Raw genomic sequence first — 26,524 nt, forward strand, 5'->3', positions numbered from 1 at the left:
CGGCACACTGGAACCGGTGATGCTGACCATCTCCACGACCAACGAACCAGCCACCGATCTCGGATTCCTGCTTCACAAACATCCCGATCGTGTGCAGGAATTCGAGCAGTCGTTCGGCGTCGCCAGGGTGCTGTATCCGGAGGCGGACGAAAAACGCTGTACCGCAGCCCTGTTGCTCGAGGTCGATCCGATCCAGCTCGCACGGTCACGCGGGCGCACCACCCCGGACTATGCGTTGGGCCAGTACGTCAACGATCGACCGTATGCTGCGTCGTCGTTGCTCGCCGTCGCTCTGGCGCAGGTGTTCCGAACCGCGAGGTCCGGGCGCTGCGATAACTTGCCTGTGCTCGCTGCGACGCCCATTCCACTCACGATCACGCTGCCCGCGCTGCCGTGCCGAGGCGGTCCGGAGTTGGCGCGTCGATTGTTCGAGCCGATGGGCTGGACGGTCGACGCACAACCGATCGCGTTGGACCCTACGTTTCCGGAGTGGGGTGACTCGCGGTACGTCCGGCTGACGATCGAGGGAACGGTCCGGCTTGCCGACGCGCTCAATCACCTCTACGTCCTGCTGCCCGTTCTCGACGACGCAAAGCACTACTGGGTTGCCTCCGACGAGGTCGACAAGCTGATTCGTGCGGGCGAGGGATGGCTGGCCGACCACCCCGCGAAGTCGCTGATCACCCGACGGTTCCTCCGGCATCGATCGGAGCTGACGCGGTCGGCGCTCGAACGTCTCGCCGAGATCGGCGACGACGTGGACCAGACTTTCGATCCGCCGGTCGAGGAAGAGCCAGAGCACGACGAGGCCCAGGTCACGGTGCCGCTGAACACGCTGCGACGGAAGGCCGTCGTCCGCACGTTGGAGGAAGTCGGCGCCCAGACCGTGATCGACCTGGGTTGCGGCTCAGGACAACTCGTTGCGGCATTGCTGGACAATCCGATGTTCACCAAGGTCACCGGGGTCGATGTGTCGACGCGAGCGTTGTCGCTTGCAGCGCGCAGGTTGCACCTCGACCGGCTGCCGGACCGACGACGCGAACGGCTGGACCTATTCCAAAGTTCGCTGACCTACACCGACGACCGCTTCGGCGACTACGACGCTGCCGTGTTGATGGAGGTGATCGAGCACGTGGACCCGCCTCGGTTGAACGCGCTCGAACGCGTCGTGTTCGGCGCTGCACGTCCCGGCCACGTCATCGTCACAACCCCCAATTGCGAGTACAACATTCGCTACGAGGGACTGGTCGGCATGCGGCACACCGACCACCGTTTCGAGTGGGACAGGTCCGAGTTCCGCTCATGGGCAACCCAGATCGCCGACCGCTACGGGTACACGGTCCGATTCCAGCCGGTCGGTGACGACGACCCCGAGGTCGGCCCACCGACCCAAATGGCAGTGTTCGCGCAAGGGGGCAGCAGTGAGTGACATTTCGGTTCCGGCAATGTCACTCGTCGTGCTGGTCGGGGTATCCGGCAGCGGCAAGTCGTCGTTCGCCGCAAAGCATTTCGCGCCGACGCAGGTGCTGTCGTCCGATTTCTGCCGCGGACTCGTCTCCGACGACGAGATGGACCAAGCAGCAACATCGGACGCCTTCGACGTGTTGCACTACATCGCGCGGACCAGGTTGCGGCGCGGTCTGCTCACCGTCGTCGATGCGACGAACGTTCAACGCGATGCTCGCAAGGGTTTGATCGATCTGGCCAAGGCCAACGACGTGCTGGTGGACGCGATCGTTCTCGATGTGCCGGACGAGGTCGCGATCGAACGGAACGCTGCGCGGCCCGACCGTGACTTCGGTCCGCATGTCATCCGTCGCCAGCACAAGGATCTTCGCCGGAGTCTCGGCACGATGGACCGAGAAGGGTTTCGCCGGGTCCATGTGTTGCGTGGCGTCGAAGAAATCGAGTCCGCGACGGTCGCCACCGAGAAGGCGTGGACCGACAAGCGCGAGCTGACCGGTCCGTTCGACATCATCGGTGACGTCCACGGCTGCCGCAGTGAGTTGGAATCTTTACTGCGCGAACTCGGTTGGGAAGTCTCCGCAGACGGCGCGCGGCATCCGGAGGACCGGACCGCGGTGTTCGTCGGCGACCTCGTCGACCGCGGACCCGACACCCCCGGCGTGCTGCGCCTGGTCATGGGCATGGTGGAAGCCGGTACCGCGCTGTGCGTTTCGGGTAACCATGAGCAGAAGCTCGCGCGGGCGTTGAACGGACGCAAGGTGCGGGTCGCGCACGGACTTCAGGAATCGATGGATCAGCTCGCGGCCGAGCCCGAGGAGTTCCAGCGGTCAGCACATGCATTCATCGACGGCCTGATCAGCCACTATCAGCTGGACGGAGGCAAGCTCGTAGTTGCGCACGCAGGGCTGAAGGAGGCCTATCACGGCCGCGCGTCGGGTCGGGTGCGCTCGTTCGCGTTGTACGGCGATACGACGGGCGAGACAGACGAGTACGGCTTTCCTGTCCGGTATCCATGGGCGAACGAGTACCGCGGTCGTGCGATGGTCGTGTACGGCCACACACCCGTGCCCGAGACCGAGTGGATCAACAACACGATCTGCCTGGACACAGGAGTGGTGTTCGGCGGCAAGCTGACTGCACTGCGGTACCCGAGCCGCGAACTTGTTTCGGTCCCTGCTGAACAGGTGTGGTACGAATCGGTCCGGCCGTTCGGGAACGACGTCGTGCCACTGCGAGATCCGGGCATGCTGGCAATCGACGACGTCGCCGGAACGCGGCACATCGACGTTCGGCACAACAACGGCCGGATCAAGGTTCGGGAGGAGAACGCCGCCGCCGCGCTGGAAATCGTCAGTAGATTCGCGGTCGACCCACGGTGGATGGTGTACCTGCCACCGACCATGGCGCCGTCGGCCACGTCCAGCCTCGACGGCTACCTCGAGCATCCGGCAGAAGCGTTGGCAGAGTTCGCCAGTGCAGGTGTGACGCACGTGGTGTGCGAGGAGAAGCACATGGGGTCGCGCGCGATCCTTGTGTTGGCCCGCAACGCCGAGGCAGCCGCGAAGCGTTTCGGCAGCACCGACGGTACGACCGGTGTCGTCTACACCCGTACAGGTCGGCCGTTCTTCGACGACGCCGACACGATGGCGGAGCTGGTCGATCGAATGCGGCAGGCGTGCGGTCCACTGTTCGCCGACCTCGAAACAGACTGGCTCGCACTCGATTGCGAACTGCTGCCCTGGTCGGCGAAGGCGGAAGGGTTGATCCGCAGCCAGTACGCCGCCGTCGGTGCTGCGGCAGGCGCAGCCCTGCCCGACGCCATCGGCGTGCTCGAGGCTGCGTCCCGGCGCGGTCTCGATGTTGCGGCGTTGCTCGCAAAGACCAAGGGGCGGGCGGACAACGCGGCCCGCTTCACCGACGCCTATCGCCGCTATTGCTGGACGGTGACGGGTGTCGATGGCATCCGGGTCGCTCCATTTCAGGTTCTTGCCTGTGAGGGTCGGGCTACCGCGGTGACGGAGGCGCACTCGTGGCATCTGGAAAAGCTTGCGCTGCTGGACGACGACATCATCGCCACCACGAGGCACGTATACGTCGACCTCGCGAAACCGAGTTCTCGTGATGCCGCGGTCGAATGGTGGACGAGCCTCACCGAGTCCGGTGGCGAGGGGATGGTCGTCAAACCGTTGGGCATCAGCGCTGCCGACGCCGCGGAACGGCGAATCCAGCCGGGGGTGAAGGTCCGCGGGCGCGAGTACCTCCGCATCATCTACGGACCCGACTACACCGATGCCCTTCCCGTCCTGCGTAATCGGATGCTCGGCCGGAAGCGGTCGATGGCGTTGCGCGAGCACGCGCTCGGCCTCGAGTCGCTGAGTCGGCTGGCGGAAGGCGAACCGCTGTGGCGCGTGCACGAGACGGTGTTCGCGGTGCTAGCGCTGGAATCTGAGCCAGTGGATCCGCGGCTATGAGCTGGAAAGCGCGTCGCTGTACGGCACGGTGAAAGTGGCTGTGAAGTCGGCGAACAGTGCTCGCTCGCCGATGAGTTCGACCTCGGCGAGCGCAGCATCGGGCTCGAGAACGCCGGCGAGAACGTCGCGAAAACCGAGTCCGCCGACAATGGTCAGGTCGGGGTCTGGGTGCGCGCCCTCCCCGACCGTGACCGCGTCTCCTGCGACGGTCGCATGCGCGACGGCGGGACCCACCCTGACCTCGTAGGTCACCGGCGTGCGGCGTGGAGGAGCGGCGCCCTGCGCGGCGACGCGCAGCGAGCCCACCAACGAGGCGTTCGTGACGACCTCGCCCTCGCGTGGCTCCCTCATCCCCGCAGCTCCCCAGCGCGCCAATGCGTCGAGTGCGGGCACGAGCTCCTCGGCCCGCGGGGTGATCCGGTAGACCACCGACCGGTCGGACCCGGCGCGCGCCTCGCGGACGACAAGGCCGTCGTCTTCGAGCTCCTTGAGCCGATTCGCCAGCACACTGGTCGGGATCCCGGGCAGCCCGGCGAGCAGGTCGGAATAGCGCCGCGGACCGACCAGCAGGTCACGAAGAACGAGAATCGTCCAGCGCTGCCCGATCACTTCCGCGGCGCGCGCCAGTCCACAGAACTGCCCGTACTCACGCGTCCGCATATCTTCATGGTAGCGGGTTGCTTCGTTCAAGCAAGTGTGCTTGCCTAAATGAAGTAACCCTGAAGACAGGAGCGATGAGATGGCAACGACACTGACGGTCGACCTCTTCATTTCGGTCGACGGCTGGGCGGGTTCCGACGGGCTGCCGGGATACTTCGGCTACCTAGGACCAGAGCTCGCGGAATGGATCGACACGAATTCCGGCGCAGAACAGGTCTCGATCATGGGGCGGCGAACCTACGAAATCATGGCTTCGCTACCCGAGGAGCACCGCGACGAGGGGTACGAGCAGCTGAGTCGGCAGCCGACCGTGGTCTTCTCCCGGACCCTCACCCAGGTGGATTGGCCGAACGCCACGATCTGCCGGGACGACCCCGCCGACGAGATTCGGCGGTTGAAAGCAGAGGGCGATCTGCCGTTGCGGACAATCGGAAGTCTCTCGGTGGCACAACAACTGCTCGCCGCGGGCGTCGTCGACACGCTCCGCCTCATGACCTTCCCACTTCTCGCCGGTGAAGCCGGTCGCGAACCTGCCTTCGCGAACGTCGCGTCTGCCGATCTGGAACTGGTCGACCACCGCGTCCTCGACCGGCGGGTGCTCTTGCTGGAATACCGCCCGACTGGCAAAGACATCCCAAGAGCCTGACAACAAGGAGCACACAACATGGTCATCGTCGCAGGTCACATCACCGTCGACCCCTCCCGACGCGAGTCCTACCTTGCAGGCGGCGTCCGCATCCTCGAAATCGCCCGCGCCGCACAGGGTTGCCTCGACATCTCTTTCGGCGCCGACCTGATCGACCCGAGCCGTATCAACCTCTTCGAACGCTGGGAGTCTCGGGAGGCCCTCGACACCTTCCGCACCAGCGGCGGAGCGAGCGACGAGCAACCAGACGCACGACTCGCCGTGTCGGTCGAGGAATACGACATTGCCGAGGTGCGGCCGCTGTTCGGGTGACCGCCGACTAGGCCGCGAACGTCATCGCGAATTCGCGTGCCTCTCGCCGTGTTCCGACGCCGAGTTTGCCGAGGATCGACGAAACGTGGTGGTCCACCGTTCTGACGGAGAGAAACAACCGCTTGGCGATCTCGGCGTTGGTGTATCCCTCGGCGAGGAGTTCGAGCACGTCAGCTTGCCGCGAGGTCAATCCGGCAGGGTGCGAACGGGTCGCACGCCGCGGACCGCGTGGGATCGATCGCACACCCGCGCCACGCAATTTGCGGCGCAGGGCGGCCGCGGCAGCTACGGCACCCAACTCGTCGAGGGCAAGCAGCGCCCGGCGCGACAACTGGTCGTCGCCGGATTCGGCAAGTTCCAGGGCTCGCTCGTATGGGTCGCCGATGCGCTCCCACTCGGTCGCCGCAGTCCGCCAATCACCGCAGATCCCCGCCGCCCATGGCTGGACGTCCGTGGTGGCCTCGATTCCGGCACGAGCGCAGTACCGAAGGGCCTCGCCCCAGGCCGCGTCGCGCCCGCTGTGCTCGCGGACGAGTTCGGCCAGGTCGACGCGGTCCGCAAGCCACGCGTACTCGGCGAGCGCGGCGCCGGCCAATGCCATCGCGGCCCGCGCACCCCGCCCGACAGCATCCTCGAACGCACTGACCAATTCGTCCGCGACGTCGTGGCCGAGTCGCGCCCGGACCCGCAGCTGTGTGGCGTCGCTCAGATCGCCCCGGCGGATCCGAAGCTGCGCCCGATAGCCGTCCAATTCGCCCGCCTGCGAGGCGGATCCCGCGACGAGCAACCCCTCGAGTCCGTCGAGGTCAGATTTGGCATACAGCAGCTCGGCCAGCCGCAACTGACCGTCGGCGATCTGCTCGCTGTGCCCATGCTTCCGGGCGAGGTCGAGCCCGGCGTGGACCTCACCGTTGTGAATGAGGCACAGCGCGATCAGATCGCTCCGATTGGCTTGGTTGGCGAGTTCGAGGGCACGGCCCAAGACCGTCGCCGCGTCGGGATCACCGACGAGGGCCAGTAAAGCTCCGAGGTTGGCCAGACTCGCCGCGTCGCCGTGCGCTGCGGCATCCCGCGCCACCGACAACGCATCGGCGGTGTAGCCGTGCTGGTAGTAGTGCCGCGACAACCTGATCTCGGACTCGATGACCGCGACGGGATCACCCGCCTCGATATGGCGCAGTACAGCCTCGTGAGCTGTGTCGACTGCCTCTGCATAGCGTTGGTTGGCGCTCAGCGCCTGGGCATAATCGTCGAGAACGTCGTCGCCGTTGAGCAAAGCCACCTCGAAGAACTCGACAGCCTGGGCACCGTCGGACTGTCGCGCCGCCGCGGCAGCGAATCGACGCAGGGTTTCCGCGTCGTTCGCGGCAATGGCATGCCGAACCAGCCGAGGGAGATCACGATGCGCGTGGCTGCTCAAAAACGCACCGACGACATCGCGATGCAAAACGCGGCGACGCAACCCCGACAGATTCGCCTCGATCGCACGGCGCACGATGTCGTATCGAAAAACCAGGCCGCCATCGCGCACGTCGAGGATTCCCGCCTCCTCGGCAGGGGCGACAACGTCGAGCGAACCGCCGAGCAGGCATTCGGCAACGTCGAATTCGACGACGGACGTCAGCACCGACAGCCGCTCCAATGCATCGATGCAGTCGAGCCCCCGGATCGATGCCCGCACAGCGTCGACAACCGTGGCAGGCAAGGCCGAATGGGGTGCTGCGTCAAGCATTTCGGTGACGAAGAACGGGTTCCCGCCGGTCAGCTCGTGCAAGGCCGCAGCGTCCCAATGCGAGCCCACCGCCAGCTCGGCGACCGCGTTCACCGACAGCCCGTCGACGCTGACCCGGCGCACTGGCAGCCCGCCGAGCCCGCTGCCGCGCGTCGTGACGACGACCAGCACAGGCGCGTCTTCGATCCGTCGGACCACGTACGCCAACAGGTCGAGCGTCGCTTCGTCGGCCCAGTGCACGTCCTCGATGATCAGCAGAGTCGGTCCGGACCGTCGTAGCTCGGCGACGATCTCATCGAAGTCACCTGGCAGTCCAGCATCGCGGAACGGTCCGAGCGGTCGGCGCACATGCAGGTCGTCGCACGCGCCGAACAGGACGGTGCCCGCCCCAACCGAATCTCGAAAAGCCTTGACGACAGCAGTCTTTCCCATGCCCGCTGCCCCGGTCACAGCCACGGCGGACCCGACACCATTGGTGGCGTCGATCCATTTCGCCGCAAGCACGCCAAGCACCTGCGAGCGCTCCTGCAAACGATTCGGAACAGTCATGCCCCTAGCGTGCTGGCTACGAACGGCAGAGTCTGTCAGCAGCTTGATGCTGGAACTGTCGGGGAGCCGACATTTGGGTGAGTATGGACCCATGACCACAGCAACTCGGACCTGTCCGTTGTGCGAGGCGGTATGCGGCCTCACTCTGACGCTCTCGGACGACCATCGCGTGCTCTCCGTAAAGGGCGACCGCGACGACCCGTTCAGCAAGGGCTTCATCTGCCCGAAGGGTGCGAGCCTCGGGCACCTCGACGAAGACCCGGACGTACTGACCGAGCCGATGATTCGTGAGGGTACGACCTGGCGGTCAGCCACGTGGGACGAGGCTTTCGCGGCTGTCGCCGACGGGCTCGGCAAGGTGATCGCCGAACACAGCCGACGATCGCTGGCGCTGTATCTGGGCAACCCGAACGCGCACACGATGGCGGGCCAGTTGTACGGGACGCCGCTGATTCGCGCCCTCGGGACGCGAAACATCTTCTCCGCGAGCACTGCAGATCAGATGCCGAAGCAAGTGGCAAGCGGATTCATGTTCGGCGATCCCTTGACCGTCGCGGTTCCCGACCTGGACCGCACCGATTACCTGCTGATGCTCGGTGCAAATCCGCTCGAGTCCAACGGATCACTGTGCACCGCGCCGGATTTCCCGGGCCGGTTGAAAGCGATTCGACGCCGCGGCGGCAAAGTGGTGGTCATCGATCCCCGTCGCACCCGGACCGCGAATCTCGCAGATGAGCACGTGTTCATCAAGCCCGGCGCCGACCCCTATCTCCTGTTCGCGATAGTGAATGTTCTGTTCGCCGAAGACCTCACCGCGGTGAACCTGGACGTCGATGGCATCGATGAGGTCCGGGCGGCCGCGGAACCGTTCACTCCCGACGCAGTCGCCGCGCGGACCGGTGTCGACGCAACGGTGATCGTGCGGCTGGCTCGCGAACTGGCCGAGGCAAAGACGGCGGCGGTCTATGCCCGGATCGGAACTTGCACGGCCGAATTCGGCACGTTGGCGCAGTGGCTCGTCGACGTGATCAACGTCTTGACCGGCAACCTGGACCGCCCAGGCGGCGCGATGTTCGCCAACCCGGCTGCTCCACCGCCGCGTCGCACCCGCCCGTTCACCACGGGCCGGTGGACGAGCCGCGTGCGTGGCCTCCCCGAGACGATGGGCGAACTGCCGATCGCCACGCTGGCCGACGAAATCGAGACGCCTGGCGACGGACAGGTCCGTGGCGTGGTGACCGTCGCAGGCAATCCCGTGTTGTCGGCGCCGAGCGGTCCGCGCATCGATGCCGCGCTGGCGAAGGTCGACTTCATGGTCAGCGTCGACCGCTATATCAACGAAACCACCCGGCATGCGAACGTCATCCTGCCGCCGCCGCGCACCACCCAGTCGGGGCATTACGACTTCGCGCTGCTCGCCTTCGCTGTCCGCAACTACACCCGCTACTCGCCACCGATCGCGCCATTGGGCGATCGGCCTTCGGAGAGCGAGATTTTGGCCAGGCTGGCAATGATCGCCGGCGGCGAGGACGGCGATCCGATGGCGGTCGACGAACTGATCATCGCTGGAACGCTGCACAAAGCCGGAGTCGGGAATCGTGCCGATTTGATCGGTAACTCAGGTGCCGAACTGCGCCTGGACTTGATGCTCCGCACCGGACCCTACGGTGAATGGAACGGGGGCGACCTGTCCCTGCAGAAGCTGCTCGACAATCCACATGGCATCGACCTCGGACCACTGCAGCCGCAACTGCCGCAGCGACTGGTGACCGCGTCCGGGAGGGTCGAATTGGCGCCGCCCAAGTTGCTCGACGACGTCGACCGCCTTCGGTCCGGGCTGGACCAGCAGCAACCGGAGATCGTGCTGATCGGACGCAGGCAATTGCGGTCCAACAACAGCTGGATGCACAACGTCGGCACGCTGGTCGGCGGCTCCAACAAGTGCACGCTGGTGATGAATCCGATCGACATCGACCGACTCGGTATCGACGGCGACGCCGTAATCAAGTCCGCGGCAGGCGAACTGACCGTGCCCACCGAGGCATCGGACGCGATCATGCCCGGAGTTGTCAGCCTGCCCCACGGTTGGGGACACGTCGGCGGAACCCGCACGGTCGCCGCCGCGCACGCCGGCGTCAACGCGAACACCCTCACCGACGATTCGATCGTCGACGTGCTATCCGGCAACGCGGTATTCAACGGCGTGCCCGTCACGGTCGGGCCGGTGGCGGTGGGCTAGACCACCTCGTGAGTCTTTTTGGAGTCCCTGGACTCGCAAAAGACTCACGAGGGTTGGGGCGCGCGGGTGTTAGGCGCCTTCGATAATTCCGTGCTGCTCGGGGGCGCTCCACCGCAGTTCCGCCAGCGACCGCGCCCATAGCGCGCCACCGCGGTCGCGGACGGTGAGCGGCCCTGGCCACTGCTCATCGCATTCGCGCTCGATGTCGGGGTTGTCGAGCTCGAGCCAATGCACTGAGCTCGGCAGGGGTGCAGAGTACGGCGCGATGGTGATGCCGAGGTCGGCGCGCGCGTTCGCGATGGTCGCGAGAATCCGGTCGCGCGGCATCAGCGGGTCGATGTGCACTACGTCGCCGCCGAGCTTTGCGACAGCACGATGCGCAAGGACCGACTCTCCTCGGCCGCCGAGCGCGAGCACAACGGAAACGCCGGGTCCGACGCCATAGGCGATCAACATGCGCGCGAGCTGGTTCGAACGACGGTCGATGTCAGAGGGCCTGGTCATCGGAGCCTCCTTGATTGGCTTGCTCTACGTAGAACGCCCAGCGCACCTGATGGCTTCCGTGGTGGACTACTTATTTATTCGTTGCAGATAGCTCGAAGGTTCACACGAAGCTGCAGCTTCATGAACGAAAGGCTGTGGAGCATGCCCAACAGCCCGGTCCGGTTGGCGGTCTGGCTGTTTCACGTCTGCATTCCCGCGGTCGGACTGTGGCTGCTCGTATCGAAGCCCGAACTCGACGTTCACTACGAGCACCACCCGGTGCACTTCTGGCTGGTATTGACGACAGCATCGATTGCTATGGCGCTGGGGGTGGTCTTGCTTCGCGCCGCGCGACGCCGTTCGGATGCTCGATTGATCCTGGTCTCGCTCGTCTTCCAGTTCAACGCGGGATTCCTCGGGCTGCATGCGCTGGCGACGCCAGGGATCATCCTGCACACGCCGAACGCAGGATTCGTCGCAGCCACACCGGTCGGCCTCGTTCTGGGCGGAATCGTCGCGCTGGCATCGGCGATCGAATACCGACCGCCCGCCGCCGCGCGGATTCTCCGTTTCGAATGGGTGATCGCCGCCCTTCCGATCGTCTTGCTCGCCATCTGGGCCGTCATGTCGCTGGCACAGATTCCTCCGCTCGATACCGCGCCGACGCCGAGCGAAGCACACGGACCGCTCGTCGCGGCCGCATTCGTCGGGTCGACGTTCTACTTGGTCGCGGCGTTGCGGTACTTACAGCGCTATATCCGGACCCGCGGAGTTGTGCTGCTCAGCGTGCTGACGGCGTTCATCCTCCTAGCCGAAGCACTGTTCGCCGTCGGCTTCGGTCGCAGCTGGCGAGCATCGTGGTGGGAGTGGCATCTCCTGCTCGTCGTGGCGTTCGCGCTCATCGTGTTCAGCGCTCACTTGCAGTTCCGGCGCGAAGGGTCGGCGCTCGGGCTTTTCGACAGCATCACGTTGCGCCAGACGGTCGCGGCGTTGGAACGGGACTATGCGCATGCACTCGAAGCGACGGTGGACGCGCTGCGGCAACGGGCCGACGGCGGTGTTGCGCCGACCGAGCCGCTCGGCGCAGTCGGCACCGAACTGGCCAAGCGGTTCGGCCTGACCGAACGCCAGCTATCGGTGTTGCAGCATGGTGCGCGCGCTCTCGGCAACGAACGCGAACAGGTCCGCAGGCTCGGCGCATTGGTCGCGGTCGGCGAGCGGTCGAGCGTGATCCGCGGCGAAGCCGAGTTGCTGGCGGAAGTCCTCGAGTTGGCGTCGGGCGCTTTCGACGACGACCGATTGCGACTCGGCCTGATTCGCGACGGGCACCTGACCTTCGACGACGGCCGCGGCCCCGATGCCACCGCTCTGTCTTTGCCGCTGACTGTGAAAGGCACTCCGGCCGGGGTGTTGGAGGTGCACCGCGACGGCACGTTCGACGACACCGACCTTGCGCTGTTGCGCTCGTTCGCCAGCCAGATCTCCGTCGCTTTGGAAAACGCTCGGCTCTACCAGCAACTCGACGGACTGTTTCGGTCCTACATGTCCCCCGCTGTCGCGACCGCGTTGATCGCCGACCCGGCCGGCGCCGGCCTGGGGGGCGAAATAGCCGAAGTCACCGTGCTTTTCGCCGATCTTCGCGGCTTCACGATGTTCTCGGAGCAATCGACGCCGGACCGTGTTGTCGACATGCTCAACACCTACTACGGCGCGATCGTGCCCGTGATTCTCGAGTCGGGCGGCACGGTCGTGCAATTCGTCGGCGATGCCGTCATGGCAATCTTCAACGCCCCTACCCGCCAGCCCGATCATGCACTCCGCGCAGCCACAGCCGGCCTCGGAATTCACACCGCGATCGCCAACGTTGCCACCGGGCACGCGGACTGGCCTCGTTTTCGGGTCGGGGTGAATACGGGTCCGGCGCTGGTCGGCAATGTCGGCGCAGCTGCGATGCGCAACTTCACCGCGATCGGCGACACGACGAACCTCGCCGCACGCTTGGAAAGCATGGCCGAACCGGGCACCGTCGTGATCGGTCCCCTGACTCGGCAGCAACTCGGCGACCGCGCGGTGGTGCACAGCCGTGGCGAACTACAGGTCAAGGGTCGGCGCGAACCGGTCGAGTGTTTCGTGTTGGAAGGACTGGCATGACGGACTTCGAACTGCTCAGCGGACTCGATCCCGAGGAGCGCAGGCAACTGCTCTCGACCTGCACGCCACGACGGTTCCGCCGTCGAGACATCTTGTGCCACGAAGGCGATCCCGGCGACTGCCTGCATCTGATCCGGTCCGGTCGGCAGATCGTTCGGGTCACCACACCGCTCGGGCACACTGCTACGCTCTCGCTGATGGGGCCCGGAGATTCGTGGGGCGAGCAGGCGCTACTGAGCCCAGATGCCCGCCGCACCGCGACCGTCGTAGCGATCGAAGATTCCGAGACTCTCACCTTGAGTCGCGAACAGCTTGCAAGGTTACGACGCGAGCACCCCCACATCGACCGGATCATCACGGCAAAGCTGGCTGCCCAGGTCCGTCGGCTGTCGGCGATGGTGTTGGAGGCGCTGTATCTGCCGGTCGATGAGCGGGTTGTTCGTCGGCTCGCCCACCTCGCTCGCGCCTACGGCGGTCCGAACGCGATCGCCGATATCAAGCTGACGCAGGACGATCTCGCGTCGATGGCCGGGACCACGCGAGCGACCGCAAACAAGGTCCTGCGCGAGCTGGAGGACAAGGGAGTTCTGACGCTGGGACGAGGGACGATCACGGTAACCGACCGCGCGACGCTAGAGCGCGCGGCGCGGTAGCGGATAGGATTGCGCGGATTCTGTTGAGTTCACGCGACACGAAGGGACCCATGACCGACCCACATCGGCCGGGCAGCAACGGGGAGCACGAGCTGCAGAGCAAATACGGCACAGAAGACCGCGCCCACCGGTTCTACGAGGATCAGGTCCTCGACCGCCTCAACGACACGATGATCGAGTTCATCAGAAAACAGGACATGGCGTTCATCGCGACGTCCGACGCCAACGGCGAATGCGACTCGAGCTTCCGCGCAGGCACCCCCGGCTTTCTGAACGTCATCGACGAGAACACGATCGCCTACCCCGAATATCGCGGCAACGGTGTGCTGGCCAGCCTGGGCAATATCTCGGAGAACCCGCACGTCGGCATTCTGTTGATCGACTTCGTGCACGACCTCATCGGTCTGCACATCAATGGCCGCGCACGGATCGTCGAGGACGACGTGCTCCGATCGATGGTCGGACGGCTACACACCGAGCGAATCCGCGGTCGCACACCGGAACGCTGGGTCGTCGTCGACGTCGAAGAGGCCTACATCCACTGCCGCAAGCACATCCCCCGCATGGTCCCCGCACCTCGCCACCGAGCCTGGGGAACCGACAACGTCGTCACCAAGGGTGGCGACTTCTTCAACGCTAAAGCCGAGCAGCTGGCCATCCAGCTCAATGGATTCTGAAGATCACCGCACGCTGAACCACGAAGTTGATGACCGTCGCAGTGCCTTGCGCAACGACGAATGCCAGCGGCGTACGCCACCACTCGTCCGGTAATGCGAGGCTCATCGCGCGGTTGATACCGACCTGCACGGCGAATGTGACCGCATAGAGCACGACCACCGCAATGAACCGCGCCCGGCTGGGTGCGGCTTGAAAGGTCCAGCGGCGGTTGATCAGGTACGCCGTCGTGGTGCCCGCGATGAACGAGAGCGACTTGGCGACCTCACGCTGCAGACCGAGCGCCAGCCCGAGGATGTACAGGCTGTAATCGACGACTGCGGACAACCCGCCGGTGAGCGTGAATCGGACGATCTGGGTCTTGAGATCGACGTCGGTTCCGCCAGGCTCGTCGACGATCGGCAGTTCGACCGGCAACGGGAGGTGTGGATCGTGATGCTCTTGCACGCGTTGCAGGATATGCCTCCGGTAGCCTCTACTCCGATGTCAACGTTACCGACGCAATCCCGCGTGTTGTCCGGCTGGGGCCGAACCGCCCCCTCGACAGCGCAAGTGCTCTCGACCCCGGATATCGACGTGATCGCCCAGGCGGTCGGCCAGGTCGCCGAGCAAGACAGTTCCAAACCCGCCCATCTGCGACGCGGCGTCATCGCGCGCGGGCTCGGCCGTTCCTACGGCGACAACGCCCAGAACGGCGGCGGCTTGGTCGTCGACATGACTCCGCTCGGGCGGATCCACAAGATGGATTCGGATACGCGTCTGGTCGACGTCGACGCAGGCGTCACCCTCGATCAGCTGATGCGTGCAGCTTTGCCGTTCGGCCTGTGGGTACCTGTGCTGCCCGGAACCAGACAAGTAACCGTCGGCGGCGCCATCGCGTGCGATATCCACGGCAAGAACCACCACAGCGCGGGCAGCTTCGGTAACCACGTGCGCTCGCTGGAGCTGCTCACCGCAGACGGCAAGGTCCGGCACCTGACGCCGAAGGGTCCGACGTCGAAGCTGTTCTGGGCGACGGTCGGCGGCAACGGTTTAACCGGCATCATCCTGCGCGCGGTCATCGAGATGACGCCGACCGAGACTGCATATTTCATCGCAGACGGTGATGTGACTGCGTCTCTCGACGAGACGATCGCAATCCACAGCGACGGGTCGGAAGAGAACTACACCTACAGCTCGGGTTGGTTCGACGCGATCAGCGCACCGCCGAAACTCGGTCGGGCGGCGATTTCTCGCGGTTCACTCGCCACACTCGATCAGCTGCCTGCGAAGTTGCAGAAGGATCCGCTGCGCTTCACCGCAAAGCCGCTGTTCACGTTCCCCGACATCTTCCCGAACGGCTTGTTGAACAAGGCGAGCTTCACCCTCGCGACCGAGGTTTGGTACCGCAAGTCGAAGAGTTACCGGAACCAGCCGCAGAGCCTGACGGCGTTCTATCACCCGCTCGACATGATGAGCGAATGGAACCGGGCCTACGGCTCCAATGGGTTTCTGCAGTACCAGTTCGTCGTTCCACCGGAAGCGGTCGACGAGTTCAAACGGATCATCGTCGACATTCAGGCGAGCGGGCATTACTCGTTCCTCAACGTCTTCAAGCTGTTCGGTCCGGGTAACCAGGCGCCCCTGAGCTTCCCGATTCCCGGCTGGAACATCTGCGTCGACTTCCCGATCAAGCCCGGGCTCAACGAGCTGGTCACCGAACTCGACGCCCGCGTGCTGAAATTCGGTGGTCGCCTCTACACGGCCAAAGATTCGCGGACGACCGCCGAGACGTTCCATGCGATGTACCCGCGGATCGACGAGTGGATCAAGGTCCGCCGAAGTGTCGATCCCACAGGCGTTTTCATGTCCGATATGGCAAGAAGGTTGGAACTGCAGTGATCGGAACGAGAAATTGATTAATGCCGTGGGCAATCCCCAAGCGATTCTGCTCCTGGGCGGGACGTCCGAGATCGGACTCGCGATCGTCGAGGAGTATTTGAAGAAGGGTCCGGCACGAGTCGTCCTTGCTGCGCTCCCCAACGACCCGCTTCGTGATGGCGCGGTCGCCCAGGTCAAGAACGCTGGAGCAAGCGCAGTCGAGCTCATCGACTTCGACGCGGTCGATACCGACAGTCACCCCGCCGTCATCGAGGCAGCGTGGGGTGGCGGCGATATCGACGTCGCAATCGTCGCGTTCGGCTTGGACGGCGACCCCGAAGAGCTCTGGCAGAACCAACGCAAGGCCGTGCTGATCGCGAAGGTCAACTACACGGCAGCTGTTTCGGTCGGCGTCCTCCTCGGCGAGAAGATGCGTGAGCAGGGCTTCGGCCGCATCATCGCGATGTCGACCGTGGCAGGCGAGCGGGTCCGTCGGACGAACTTCGTCTACGGCTCCACCAAAGCCGGGCTCGACGGCTTCTACCTCGGTCTCGGCGAGGCACTTCGCGAGTTCGGGGTCCGGGTGCTGGTGATCCGCCCCGGCATGGTCCGCACCAAGTTCAGCGCTCACGTCAAGGAAGCCCCGCTGACCGTCGACAAGGAATTCGTCGCCGAGTTGGCGGTCCGCTCGTCGGACAAGGGCAAAGATCTCGTGTGGGCGCCGGGCCAGATGCGGTACGTCATGTCGGTGCTGCGGCACGTCCCGCGCCCGATCTTCCGCAAACTGCCGATCTAACCCTTGAAGGTCGTTGCGCGGCAGGCGCTCTCGACGCTTGCCGAGATGGCGCTCGCCGCGCTGGTCGCTATCGTCGTCGCTGCCGTCGGCCTGTTCGCCTTCGCGCAAGTGCAGTGGCCGGCTTTCAACGCCTCGAACGTCACGCGAGCACTGACGACGTTGGGGCAGGTGGCATCGATTGCGGTGCTCGGCGTTTCGGTATATCTGGTCCGTGCGCGGCGCTGGCCGCTGGTCGCGAAATTGCTGTCGTGGGCTGGCCTGTCCGCGTTCGTCACGGTCACGCTCGGAATGCCCCTGGCTGCGACGAAGCTCTATCTGTTCGGCATCTCGGTCGACCAGGAATTTCGCACCGAGTACCTCACGCGGCTGACGGATTCGCCTGCGCTGCACGACATGACCTACGCCGACATTCCGCCGTTCTATCCGGCCGGATGGTTCTGGATCGGCGGCCGGACAGCGAACCTGCTCGGCATGGACGGCTGGGAAGTGTTCAAGCCGTATGCGATCGGGTCGCTCGCGGTCGCTGCTGTGGTGGCGCTCGTGCTGTGGAACAAGCTGATTCGCAGCGACTGGGCGATCGTCACCGCCCTCGCCACAGTCGCGGTCATTTTGGCGGTCGGTTCGCCAGAGCCATACGGCGCGGTCATCGCGATCCTGATTCCACCGGCGCTGATTCTCGCGTGGGGCGGACTGCACCGGCCGTCGCGCGTCGGCGGCTGGGGCGCGGTCGTCGGCACCGGAATCTTCCTCGGCATCGCGGCGACCTTCTACACCCTCTATCTCGGGTTGGCCGCGTTTGCCGTGGTGCTGATGGCGCTGCTCGCCGCAGTGCTGGCCGTGCGCAGCGCGGGCTGGCGCGCGGCAATTCCGATCGCGGTCCGGCTGGCCGTTGCCGGAGCTATCGCGATCGTTATGGCGCTGGTCGTGTGGCTGCCGTTCGTCCTGGATCTACGTCACGGCCGACCCGCTAACTCGGGTACGGCTTTCCACTACCTTCCCGACACTGGCGCCCAGCTGGCGCTGCCGATGCTGCACTTCTCCCTACTCGGCGGACTGTGCATGATCGGCACGATTTGGTTGGCCATCCGCGCCTCCAGCTCTCGGCGCGCGCAGGCACTCGGCGTCGGTGTCGTCGCGATCTACCTGTGGTCGCTGGCATCGATGGCGTCCACCGCGGTTGGGTCCACCTTGCTCTCGTTCCGGCTCGAGCCGATTCTGCTTGCGCTGCTCGCTGCCGCCGGCGTTTTCGGTTTCGTCGAAGGTGCGCGGGCGATGTGGCAGGTGATGGGCGAGCCGACGCGCTTCAAGTGCGCGGTGATTGCGGTGGGCGTCGCCGGTGCAATCGCCTTCTCGCAAGACATCCCGCATGTGCTCGCGCCCGAGATCACCACGGCCTACACCGACACCGACGGCGATGGGGTACGCGCCGACAAACGACCGCCGTCCGCCGTCTCGTACTACGCGGAGATAGACAAGTCCCTCGCCGACCGCATCCACCGGCCCCGGGCCGACACGGTCGTGCTGACGGCTGACACGACCTTCCTGAGTTACTACCCGTACCTCGGGTTCCAGGCGTTGACGTCGCACTATGCGAATCCGCTCGCCGACTTCAACGGTCGAGCTGCGGCGATCAAAGCCTGGAGCGAGTTGAAGACGCCCGACGAGCTGGTCAAGGCGCTCGACGCCAGTAAATGGCGCGCACCCGATGCCTTCCTCTTCCGCCAGAGCGGCGACACCTACACCCTGCGATTGGCCGAGGACGTCTATCCGAACGACCCCAACGTGCGTCGCTACACCGTCACGTTCCCGAAATCGCTGTTCGACGACCCCCGCTTCACGGTCAGCCAGATCGGACCGTTCGCCCTGGTCACCCGCAACCCCTCGTGAGTCTTTTTGGAGTCTATGGACTCCAAAAAGACTCACAACCGGTCAGGCACTTTCCCGTTCGGTGGCACGGTCGCGGGCTCGGCCGAGCGAGGTGGGAAGGCTTTCGAAGCCCTGCAGCACGGTGAGCTCACGCCGATGCGGTGTTCCCTCGATCTGCAGATCCGGGAACCGGTCGAACAGAGACCGCAGGCCGACGATGCCCTCGGTGCGGGCCAGGTGCGCGCCCAGGCACGCGTGAATGCCTGTGCTGAACGACAAATGCTCCTTGGCGTTGGACCGCGTGACGTCGAACCTCGCAGGATCGGCGAACACCGCTGGGTCCCGGTTCGCGCCGCTGAGCAGCAGCACCGTGTTGGCTCCCTTCGGGAACCTCTGCCCGCATACCTCGACGTCTTCCAACGCTACGCGCGCAGTCATCGACACCGGACTGTCGTAACGGAGAATCTCCTCGATCGCGTTGGGCCACAACTCGGGACGTTCGCGGAGCAACTGCAGCTGGTTTGGATGGTTTCTCAGCAACACCGCACCGTTGCCGATCAGATTTACTGTCGTCTCGAAACCGGCACCGACCAGGATGCCCGCGTTGGCAATAAGTTCGCGTCGATCGAAGCCACTGTTGAGTGTCAGGTCGGCGAGAATGGTGTCGTCCCCGTCGTCAGCTCCTCCCACGACTCGCTCGTCGATCGATTCGTTGACCTCACGCATCGTCTCGATTGCATCCCGATACACGTGCCACGGCAGGCCGACATCGAGCAGGGGGGCTCCCGCGTTGCCCCAACCGAGGAGATTCGGACGCATCTCTTCGGGCACGCCGAGCATCTCGGCAATCACGGCGACGGGGAGGCGGGCCGCGAAGTCAGCGATCAGTTCGACGTTGCGCGTGTTCGCCAAGGTGTCGAGCAGCGCTTCTGTCGTGTGCGCAATGGTGTCTTCGAGTTTCGCGACCGCCCGTGGGGTGAACGTGCGGGCTACAGCTTTGCGATAGCGCGTGTGATCCGGCTGATTCGTCATCAGCATGGACGGCGGCTCGACTGGGCTGACCACATCCAGTTCGGTCTTCGCGATCACCCACTTCATCGCTTTCGGCAGGTCCATCGCCGCCGGCGAAACTACGCCGAACCTATTGTCCCGCAATATTGTTCGAGTCAATTCGTGATCTGCGGTGACACCGACGAAAGGAGTGTGAATCAACCGGCCTTGCGCACGGACCTGCTCGACCAGCGCGTTTCTGTCCGCATCACCGTTCATGATTCGAGGGAACGGCGCACCCCGCAGCGCCGCGACCTTCATGAACGTACGCGGGCCCGCATGCAGTGCCGCCCATCGTGCCCAGATTCGTAAACTCATCCCGTCTCCCCTCGCCGGTGTAGTCCGCATCGACGCTAACCCCTTGTGACCGGCAGCACATCGGACCCGAGTACCAGCGCCATCTCCTACCACGGGCGGAGGATCACCGTGCGCGCGTTTCACCCCTCCAGGGGTGAAATGCGCGCACAGTTCATCGGCCGCGGTCGAGGTTCTCGCCACCCCACACGCCGGACTGCCCGGTCGCGCGGGCGAATTCGCCGCAGCGCTTGCGAATCGGACAGGTCCCGCAGACCGCGCGCGCATGGGCTAAGTCCTGCGACGGGAACGGGAACCACGCCTCAGGGTTGGGGTCGTCGCGGCACGCCGCGAGCTGCCAATCGGGTGCTAGCGAGAACGGCAGCAGGTCGGCCAGGGTGAAAAGCAGATCGGTCATCGGTGTCCCCCTCTCCGGAGACCGGTGAAACCGGTCCCGAAGTCGGGACCGGCTACACCGTTGCGAGTTCCTTCCAAATGCGGCGCTGCGCCTTTTCGGCGTGACGCGGCGCCTTCGGCTCCCAGAGCAGCCGCATGCCGGCCTCTTCCGGCGTGCGGTCGCTCTTGAACGAATTGCACGGAGCGCAGCAGGCGACCAGGTTGGCCCAACTGTTCGGACCACCACGACTTCGCGGCAATACGTGGTCGACGGTGCCAGCGAAATGCGCATCGCAGTATCCACAGCGGTAGTTGTCGCGGCGGAGCACTCCTGCGAACGTCGCCCGACTGCCGTCGTCGACGATCACCTGATGCGGCACGTAGACATACCGCAGCAGCCGGATCGTTTGCGGCAGTGCGATCGCTACCCGCTGGCTCCGGACCGGAAACGGCGGCTCACGATCGGCAACGGTCTCCGCGACGCCCATGCTGAGCAGCACGACGGCACGCTCGGCCGGAATCTCGGTCAGCGCCTCGTAGGTGACGTTGAGAACCAAGACGCCTGCGTTCATCCAGTTGTGCGCGGTCAGGGCCGCGGGTTGGTGCTGTATGCGAAAACGCATGGTAATCACCTACTTTCGTTGTGCGAGTCGACGGACCATGGTGGCACAGTCGCGACCTGGGGCGCATCAGGTTTTCCAGACGACCGACGGACTTAAAATGGTGCGGTGGACGACGTTGTAGAGGGCCCGACCAGCGACGCGCGCCGCGCCCATTTGCGGGGTGAGTGGCAGGCCGCGTTCGACGGCTTCGTCGCCGCGGGTCCGACCGACGCGTTCACCGGCGACGACTTCAGAGCGTTCGCCGACTCGGCATGGTGGCTGGGCAGAATCAACGAAAGCCTCGATGCATACGCACAGGCGAACCGGCGTTATCTCGCCGAAGGTCGCGGCACCGATGCAGCGTTGGCGGCGTTCTACAGGGGTTTGCACACGTCCCTTCGCGGCGACACCGCGAACGGAAATGCCTGGCTGCGACGCTGCGATCAGCTGCTCGCCGAAGAACCCGAATGCAATGCCCACGGCTACCCCCGTTACTGGGCGACCTATCAATCGATGGGCGCAGGCGACTACGACGCAGCAATGAATCACGCACTCGAGATGAAGACGCTCGGGCGGCGCTGGAACGACCCCAGTCTCGTGGCAGTCGGCACCTTGGGCGAGGGCCGCACGCTCATCAAACAGGGCAAGATCGACGAAGGACTACTCCTGTTGGACGACGCGATGCTTGCGGCGTCGTCGGGCGAGATCAATCCGTTCTGGGCCGGAGCGATCTATTGCCACCTGATGAGCGTGTGCCACGAACTGCTCGACCTACGACGCGCGACCGAATTCACTCGCTCCGCGGAACAATGGTGCCGACCGCTGCCCGACGCGAACCTGTACCCCGGAATTTGTCGGGTCCATCGCGCGCAGGTACTGCAATTGCGTGGCAGTTGGGATCAGGCCGAAGATTTGGCGGTCAAGGCGTGTGCGGACACCGAGCAGCTGCATCTGGTGACCGCAGCTGAGGCGAACTATCAGATTGCCGAAATCCGCAGGCTGCGAGGCGATTTCACCGGAGCCGAGGAATCACTGAAGCGCGCGCACGAGATGGGCGGCGACGTTCAGCCAGGACTTGCCCTGCTGCGCCTCGCCCAAGGCCGCGTCGACCTCGCTGCGGCGTCGATCCGCGCCGCGTTGGCGGGCGAGCAGGTCGACCGGCTCGCTCGCGCCCGACTGAACGTTGCACAGGTGGAGATCGCGCTCGCCGACGACGACCTCGACACCGCCCGCGCCGCCACTGCCGAACTCGAAGCTGCCGCCGACTTCCAAGCGAGTTCCGGACTTGCCGCCGCGGCGCAGCGGGCACGCGGTGCGGTGCTGCTTGCCGAGGGCGACGCCGCCGGCGCGCTGCGTGTGCTGTGGTCGGCATGCCGACGATGGCTCGAGCTCGACGCGCCCTACGACGCAGCACTGACCCGGGTGCTCCTCGCCGACGTTTACGCAGCTCTCGGCGACGTGGACGCAGTAGCACTCGAACTCGAAGCTGCTGCATCGGTTTTCGAACGTCTCGGCGCGCGCCCCGACGCCCAGGCCGTCGCCGATCGCACCGGTGCACACACAGCGTCGAACGGCCTCAGCAAACGGGAAACCGAAGTGGTGCAACTGATCGCCGTCGGCCAGAGCAATCGGCAGATCGCCACCAAGTTGTTCCTCAGCGAGCGGACCGTGCATCGCCACGTGTCCAACATCTTCGCCAAGCTCGGGGTGTCGTCGCGGTCGGCGGTCACAGCGTTCGCATACGCACACGGCCTCGTCGAGGTTCAACCCTCCGCTGGGTAGTTATGCCCATTCCGGCCAGTCAGTAATAGGCAGCTCATACCGATGAGCCGACGTGATGCCGAACGTAATTTCAGTGGTGAACATCCCAACTCCCCCGGAGGTCACCATGCCGAAGTTCGTTATCGAGCGCGAAATGCCCAGCGTCGGACAGCTCACCCAGCCCGAGTTCGTCGGCGCAGCGGCGCAGAGCAACGCCGTCCTGGACAAGCTCCCTACCGTGCAGTGGCAGCACAGCTACGTCACCGGCGACAAGCTCTACTGCGTCTACATCGCCGAGGACGAGGACGGTGTGCGCGAGCATGCAGAGCTGTCCGGATTCCCCGCGAACAAGATCAGCCGGGTCGTGACGATCCTCGACCCGACCTCCGCCGACGCCTAACCCTCGTGAGTCTTTTCGGAGTCCAGGGACTCCGAAAAGACTCACAGCAGTTAGTTTTTGGCGCGCAGGTGCGTGAGAACTGCAAGGACGCGGCGATGATCTTCCGGCTCGGGCGCCAACCCGAGCTTGACGAAAATGCTCCGCACATGTGCTTCGACCGTGCGCTCACCGAGAAACAGCGACGCGCTGATCGCCTTGTTGGAACGTCCTTCAGCCATGAGGTGCAACACCTCCCGCTCCCGAGCGGACAGCTCGTCGAGCGGGCGGTGCCCTCGATGCGGTCGAGAAACCAGCCGCCCGACCACGTCCGGGTCGATCGCCGAACCACCCGACGCCACGCGATTGAGCGCGTCGACGAACTCGTCGATGTCGGTGACGCGGTCCTTGAGCAGGTAGCCGAGGCTCGCCGCTCCCCCGCCCAGCAGATTCATCACATTCTCGGTCTCGACATATTGCGACAGCAGCAGGACCGCTGTGTCCGGGAAATCCCGCCTGATCGCGACCGCGGCATCGATGCCCTCGACCGTATGGGTCGGCGGCATCCGAATATCCACCACGGCGACATCGGGATGTTGCTCGGCGACGAGCTTCAGCAGCCCTTCGGCATCGCCCGCCTGCCCGACGACGTCGATACCTTCGTCCTGCAGGAGTCTCGCGATACCTTCGCGCAGCAACACCGAATCGTCGGTCAGGACCACTCGCAGACCCATCGCCTGCGGCGTCCGACCTGACGGCAATGTCACGTCCAGTTCGTCGCGAACATCCGACGTCAGCGCCGCACGCGCCGCAGCCGCCAACTCCTCACATGAGCCGAAGCGCTCTTCGCGATTCTTCGCAAGTGCACGGGTGAACACCGCGTCGATCGCGACCGGCAGCTCTGGCCGCGCCGCGCTCGCCTTCGGAATCTTGCCCAGAAAATGACCGTTCATGATGGCCGACGGGTTCGGCCCGGGATAGGGCGGCGCGCCGGTCAACAGGTGAAACAGCGTGCAGGCCAGGGAATACTGATCCGCCCGACCATCGACCTCGCCGCCGTCGATCTGCTCGGGCGCCGCGTAGCGCAGCGTCGCGACCATCATTCCGGTCTGGGTCAGATGCACTGTGTCGTCGAGTGCCTTCGCGATACCGAAATCGGTGAGCAGTACTCGCTCGGGTTCACCGGCATAAGACGGCTTGGCGAGCAGGATGTTCGCCGGCTTCACGTCGCGGTGGAACACGCCGGCGCGGTGCGCATAGTCGAGGCCCTTGGCCACTTCGCTCGCAATGCGGACCGCGCGGTCGGGCACCAGCGGACCGTCTTTCACCAACTGCGCGGCGTCGGTGCCCAGGATGAATTGCATCGCAATCCACAGTTGATCCTCGTCGCGACCACGGTCGTACACGGCGACGATGTTGGGATGTTCGAGGCGGGCGGCATGGTCGGCTTCGAATTCGAAGCGAGAGCGGACGTAGTCGTCGGACGTCAGATTCCGATGCAGCAATTTCAATGCGACTTTGCGTGGCAGATTGGGATGCCGCGCAACGTAGACCGACCCCATGCCGCCTGTGCCGATTCCGCCCTCGACCGTGTAGCCAGCGAAAACCGCACCAGCCTCCAGGTCGTAGCCACTCATGTAATCAATTGAACCCCAAAGGCCTTATTACGTGCGCAAGTGATGCCTACTTAATCGGAAGAGTGACCGTCAACGTGGTCCCTCGTCCGACCGGACTTTTCAGGAGGAGTCGGCCACCGAGTGCCGCGGCACGGTCCAGCAGGCCGGTCAAACCGCCACCAGGTTCGAAACTGGCGCCGCCGACACCGTCGTCGGAGACCTCGACGCGCAGTTCGCCGTTGACCACCTGTAGCGAGATCTCGATCAACGAGGCGGACGAGTGCTTGCTGGCATTCGCGACCGCTTCAGCGGCGATGTAGTAGGCCGCCAACTCGACCGCGGCGGGCGGACGTGTCGTCAAGCCGTCCCGGATCTCCAGCGGCAGCGGCGCCCGTTCGGCGAGCGAATCCAGCGCCGCGCCGAGACCGCGTTCCTGCAACACCGGCGGGTACACGCCGCGCGCCAATTCGCGAAGTTCCACCAACGCGATGTCCAATTCGACCGCGCCCTGCGCGAGCAGTTCCCGAAGCTGCTCCTCGTTTTTGCTGCGCTGCGCGCGGCGAAGCAGGATTGCGGCTGCCACCAGCCGTTGCTGGGCACCGTCGTGCAGGTTGCGCTCCAGCCTGCGGCGTTGCTCGTCACCAGCGGCGACGATCCGGCCGCGCGACCGCCGGACCTCCTCGAGCTGCGCTTCCAACTCGGTCTGCAACCGCCGGTTGTCCAAGGTCACGACGGTCGCGCTGCGGACCGCGGCGATCAGCTGCGGCTGGTCCCGCAGCGATTTGTCGTAGACCAGCGCACCCACCGGCGCGCCGTCGCGCTCCAGCACGGTCACGGCACGGTCGGCGCCCTCGCTCGGCAGCGCTTGCGGGACCCCGTCCGCGTCGACGAACTGCTTGCGTTCCGGCGACCACGACCACAGCACCAAACTCGGATCCCGCAGCGCCCGACGAAGCGCGCTGGTGAAACCCTCGCCCAACGGCGCAGCCCCGACCTCGACCATCACTTCGCTGACAGCGCGGGCACCTCGATAGCGCCACAGCCCGACCACGACCGCGATCGGTAGAAAGGTAAGCGCCGTATAGGCGACGTTCGGCGCCCATTCGTTCGCCTTCGTGTCCGTACTCGCGTTGCCGACGTATACGGCGACAGCGACGACGGTTCCGAGCATCGTCGCGATCCAGACGGGTGCGAAAGCCGCCCGATACGCGGACGTGCCTTTCCGCCACCGTCTGATGAGAACTGCCGCGACGATCAACCCGATGCTGATGTCACACACGCCGAAGATGGCCTGCATGACCTGTTGAGTCGTCTCGCTGTCGCGAATGAAGAGGATGTTGATCGGCTCGGGGTGCTGACTCGCAATCGGTCCGGTATCGCCCACCGTCAACTCGAGAGCGGCGGACACCAGGTAGTACGCCCAGATACCCCCGACGAAGCGCCGCTCCCACGGTTGCCGCAAGCGGCCGAGCGGAAATCCGAGCGACACCTGAATCAAAGCCGCGAAGACGGTGACCGTCAGTACCGAGCCGATCGTGAACGCGAACGGGTTCGAGGAGAAGCCGAATCCACGGGCTTGCCACAGCAATCCCGCGAGGACAAGCAACCGCCCGGTGTTGTCGTACGGGCGCGTGTGCCATGCGATGGTGCCTGCGGCGACGTAAGCGACGCCGACCAGGAGGAAGACGACCAGCTCGCTCGAATAATGCTCGACCCGAAATGCTGGCCAGTCGACGAGTGCAGCGACACCGGCGCTCAGCGCAGCGATCAGCGCCACAGCGGTGACCACATCGCGACGGCTCACGGCCGGACCTCCTGTGTCGGTAGTGGGTTCAGCATCTCCGAACTTGGCCGGAAAGCGCCATAGTG

Annotated in this window: 22 protein-coding genes; 13 read left to right on the top strand and 9 right to left on the bottom strand. The window is 65.0% G+C overall.

All coding sequences use genetic code 11. From position 1 onward, the window contains the following. The first annotated feature begins 16 nt into the window (after nt 1-16). Together FGL95_RS26545 and FGL95_RS26550 are read left to right on the top strand one after the other, a co-directional pair. Nucleotides 17-1,429 carry a 3' terminal RNA ribose 2'-O-methyltransferase Hen1 gene (locus FGL95_RS26545; RefSeq protein WP_420838090.1) on the top strand — a complete coding sequence of 471 codons (1,413 nt, stop codon included), beginning with the start codon at nt 17-19 and terminating at the stop codon, nt 1,427-1,429. Further along, nucleotides 1,422-3,938, top strand: a complete 2,517-nt coding sequence (locus FGL95_RS26550) for a polynucleotide kinase-phosphatase (protein ID WP_169593051.1) — start codon at nt 1,422-1,424, stop codon at nt 3,936-3,938. The genes FGL95_RS26545 and FGL95_RS26550 overlap by 8 nt, the downstream gene beginning before the upstream one ends. On the opposite strand, the gene FGL95_RS26555 is transcribed toward FGL95_RS26550, so the two are convergent. After that, entirely contained in the window at nt 3,933-4,598 is a 666-nt protein-coding gene (locus FGL95_RS26555; RefSeq protein ID WP_169593053.1) for a winged helix-turn-helix transcriptional regulator, read from the bottom strand. The two genes, FGL95_RS26550 and FGL95_RS26555, sit on opposite strands and share 6 nt — an antisense overlap. 79 nt (nt 4,599-4,677) lie before the next feature. On the opposite strand from FGL95_RS26555, the gene FGL95_RS26560 reads away from it, so the two are divergent. After that, a complete protein-coding gene (locus FGL95_RS26560; protein ID WP_169593054.1) occupies nt 4,678-5,244 on the top strand; it encodes a dihydrofolate reductase family protein in 567 nt (188 codons plus the stop codon). 18 nt (nt 5,245-5,262) lie between these two features. Then, nucleotides 5,263-5,556, top strand: a complete 294-nt coding sequence (locus FGL95_RS26565; RefSeq protein WP_169593056.1) for a putative quinol monooxygenase — start codon at nt 5,263-5,265, stop codon at nt 5,554-5,556. A 7-nt stretch (nt 5,557-5,563) separates the two neighbouring features. On the opposite strand, the gene FGL95_RS26570 is transcribed toward FGL95_RS26565, so the two are convergent. Then, nucleotides 5,564-7,837, bottom strand: a complete 2,274-nt coding sequence (locus FGL95_RS26570) for a helix-turn-helix transcriptional regulator (RefSeq protein WP_169593058.1) — start codon at nt 7,835-7,837, stop codon at nt 5,564-5,566. Nucleotides 7,838-7,928: 91 nt separating this feature from the next. On the opposite strand from FGL95_RS26570, the gene FGL95_RS26575 reads away from it, so the two are divergent. Then, the gene (locus FGL95_RS26575) at nt 7,929-10,076 is read left to right on the top strand and encodes a molybdopterin-dependent oxidoreductase (RefSeq protein ID WP_169593060.1); all 2,148 of its coding nucleotides are present in this window, start codon (nt 7,929-7,931) and stop codon (nt 10,074-10,076) included. 69 nt (nt 10,077-10,145) lie between these two features. Here FGL95_RS26575 and FGL95_RS26580 read toward each other — a convergent pair whose 3' ends face one another. After that, complete coding sequence (locus tag FGL95_RS26580) at nt 10,146-10,580, bottom strand: AMP-binding protein (protein ID WP_169593062.1); 435 nt, start codon at nt 10,578-10,580, stop codon at nt 10,146-10,148. A 120-nt stretch (nt 10,581-10,700) separates the two neighbouring features. On the opposite strand from FGL95_RS26580, the gene FGL95_RS26585 reads away from it, so the two are divergent. The 3 genes from FGL95_RS26585 to FGL95_RS26595 are packed head-to-tail and all read left to right on the top strand — an operon-like array spanning nt 10,701 to nt 14,040. Continuing rightward, nucleotides 10,701-12,710 carry an adenylate/guanylate cyclase domain-containing protein gene (locus tag FGL95_RS26585; RefSeq protein ID WP_169593063.1) on the top strand — a complete coding sequence of 670 codons (2,010 nt, stop codon included), beginning with the start codon at nt 10,701-10,703 and terminating at the stop codon, nt 12,708-12,710. Then, nucleotides 12,707-13,363 (top strand): Crp/Fnr family transcriptional regulator, encoded by a 657-nt coding sequence (locus FGL95_RS26590; RefSeq protein ID WP_169593065.1) that lies wholly within the window; start codon nt 12,707-12,709, stop codon nt 13,361-13,363. The genes FGL95_RS26585 and FGL95_RS26590 overlap by 4 nt, the downstream gene beginning before the upstream one ends. A gap of 50 nt (nt 13,364-13,413) precedes the next feature. Continuing rightward, the gene (locus FGL95_RS26595; protein ID WP_169593067.1) at nt 13,414-14,040 is read left to right on the top strand and encodes a pyridoxamine 5'-phosphate oxidase family protein; all 627 of its coding nucleotides are present in this window, start codon (nt 13,414-13,416) and stop codon (nt 14,038-14,040) included. Here the strand turns inward: FGL95_RS26595 and FGL95_RS26600 are convergent. Then, on the bottom strand, nt 14,027-14,485 hold the full coding sequence (locus FGL95_RS26600) for a GtrA family protein (protein WP_169593068.1): 459 nt from the start codon (nt 14,483-14,485) through the stop codon (nt 14,027-14,029). The genes FGL95_RS26595 and FGL95_RS26600 overlap by 14 nt on opposite strands. 36 nt (nt 14,486-14,521) lie before the next feature. Between FGL95_RS26600 and FGL95_RS26605 the strand changes: the two genes are divergently transcribed. From FGL95_RS26605 to FGL95_RS26615, 3 genes are read left to right on the top strand one after another with little or no spacing between them, the layout of a single operon-like run. Next, complete coding sequence (locus FGL95_RS26605) at nt 14,522-15,919, top strand: decaprenylphosphoryl-beta-D-ribose oxidase (RefSeq protein WP_169593070.1); 1,398 nt, start codon at nt 14,522-14,524, stop codon at nt 15,917-15,919. A gap of 13 nt (nt 15,920-15,932) precedes the next feature. After that, the gene (locus FGL95_RS26610; protein ID WP_169593071.1) at nt 15,933-16,694 is read left to right on the top strand and encodes a decaprenylphospho-beta-D-erythro-pentofuranosid-2-ulose 2-reductase; all 762 of its coding nucleotides are present in this window, start codon (nt 15,933-15,935) and stop codon (nt 16,692-16,694) included. Between the two features lie 45 nt (nt 16,695-16,739). Continuing rightward, nucleotides 16,740-18,581, top strand: coding sequence for a galactan 5-O-arabinofuranosyltransferase (locus tag FGL95_RS26615; protein ID WP_169593154.1), 1,842 nt, complete (start codon nt 16,740-16,742; stop codon nt 18,579-18,581). Between the two features lie 42 nt (nt 18,582-18,623). Here the strand turns inward: FGL95_RS26615 and FGL95_RS26620 are convergent, their stop codons facing one another. The 3 genes from FGL95_RS26620 to FGL95_RS26630 form a co-directional block, all read right to left on the bottom strand. Next, complete coding sequence (locus FGL95_RS26620; protein WP_169593073.1) at nt 18,624-19,928, bottom strand: cytochrome P450; 1,305 nt, start codon at nt 19,926-19,928, stop codon at nt 18,624-18,626. Between the two features lie 151 nt (nt 19,929-20,079). Continuing rightward, nucleotides 20,080-20,322: a WhiB family transcriptional regulator gene (locus tag FGL95_RS26625; protein ID WP_169593074.1), complete on the bottom strand. Its 243-nt coding sequence runs from the start codon at nt 20,320-20,322 to the stop codon at nt 20,080-20,082. Nucleotides 20,323-20,374: 52 nt separating this feature from the next. Then, nucleotides 20,375-20,923, bottom strand: a complete 549-nt coding sequence (locus FGL95_RS26630) for an HNH endonuclease (protein ID WP_169593076.1) — start codon at nt 20,921-20,923, stop codon at nt 20,375-20,377. A gap of 105 nt (nt 20,924-21,028) precedes the next feature. On the opposite strand from FGL95_RS26630, the gene FGL95_RS26635 reads away from it, so the two are divergent. Both FGL95_RS26635 and FGL95_RS26640 read left to right on the top strand, forming a co-directional pair. Continuing rightward, entirely contained in the window at nt 21,029-22,684 is a 1,656-nt protein-coding gene (locus tag FGL95_RS26635) for a LuxR C-terminal-related transcriptional regulator (protein WP_169593078.1), read from the top strand. Nucleotides 22,685-22,757: 73 nt separating this feature from the next. After that, nucleotides 22,758-23,063 (top strand): DUF4242 domain-containing protein, encoded by a 306-nt coding sequence (locus tag FGL95_RS26640; RefSeq protein ID WP_338080033.1) that lies wholly within the window; start codon nt 22,758-22,760, stop codon nt 23,061-23,063. A gap of 50 nt (nt 23,064-23,113) precedes the next feature. On the opposite strand, the gene FGL95_RS26645 is transcribed toward FGL95_RS26640, so the two are convergent. Both FGL95_RS26645 and FGL95_RS26650 read right to left on the bottom strand, forming a co-directional pair. After that, nucleotides 23,114-24,676 carry a protein kinase domain-containing protein gene (locus FGL95_RS26645; RefSeq protein WP_169593079.1) on the bottom strand — a complete coding sequence of 521 codons (1,563 nt, stop codon included), beginning with the start codon at nt 24,674-24,676 and terminating at the stop codon, nt 23,114-23,116. Between the two features lie 46 nt (nt 24,677-24,722). Continuing rightward, complete coding sequence (locus FGL95_RS26650) at nt 24,723-26,459, bottom strand: sensor histidine kinase (protein WP_338080034.1); 1,737 nt, start codon at nt 26,457-26,459, stop codon at nt 24,723-24,725. Between the last annotated feature and the right edge of the window lie 65 nt (nt 26,460-26,524).

It is taken from the genome of Antrihabitans stalactiti (genome assembly GCF_012932915.1).
GTDB lineage: Bacteria > Actinomycetota > Actinomycetes > Mycobacteriales > Mycobacteriaceae > Antrihabitans > Antrihabitans stalactiti.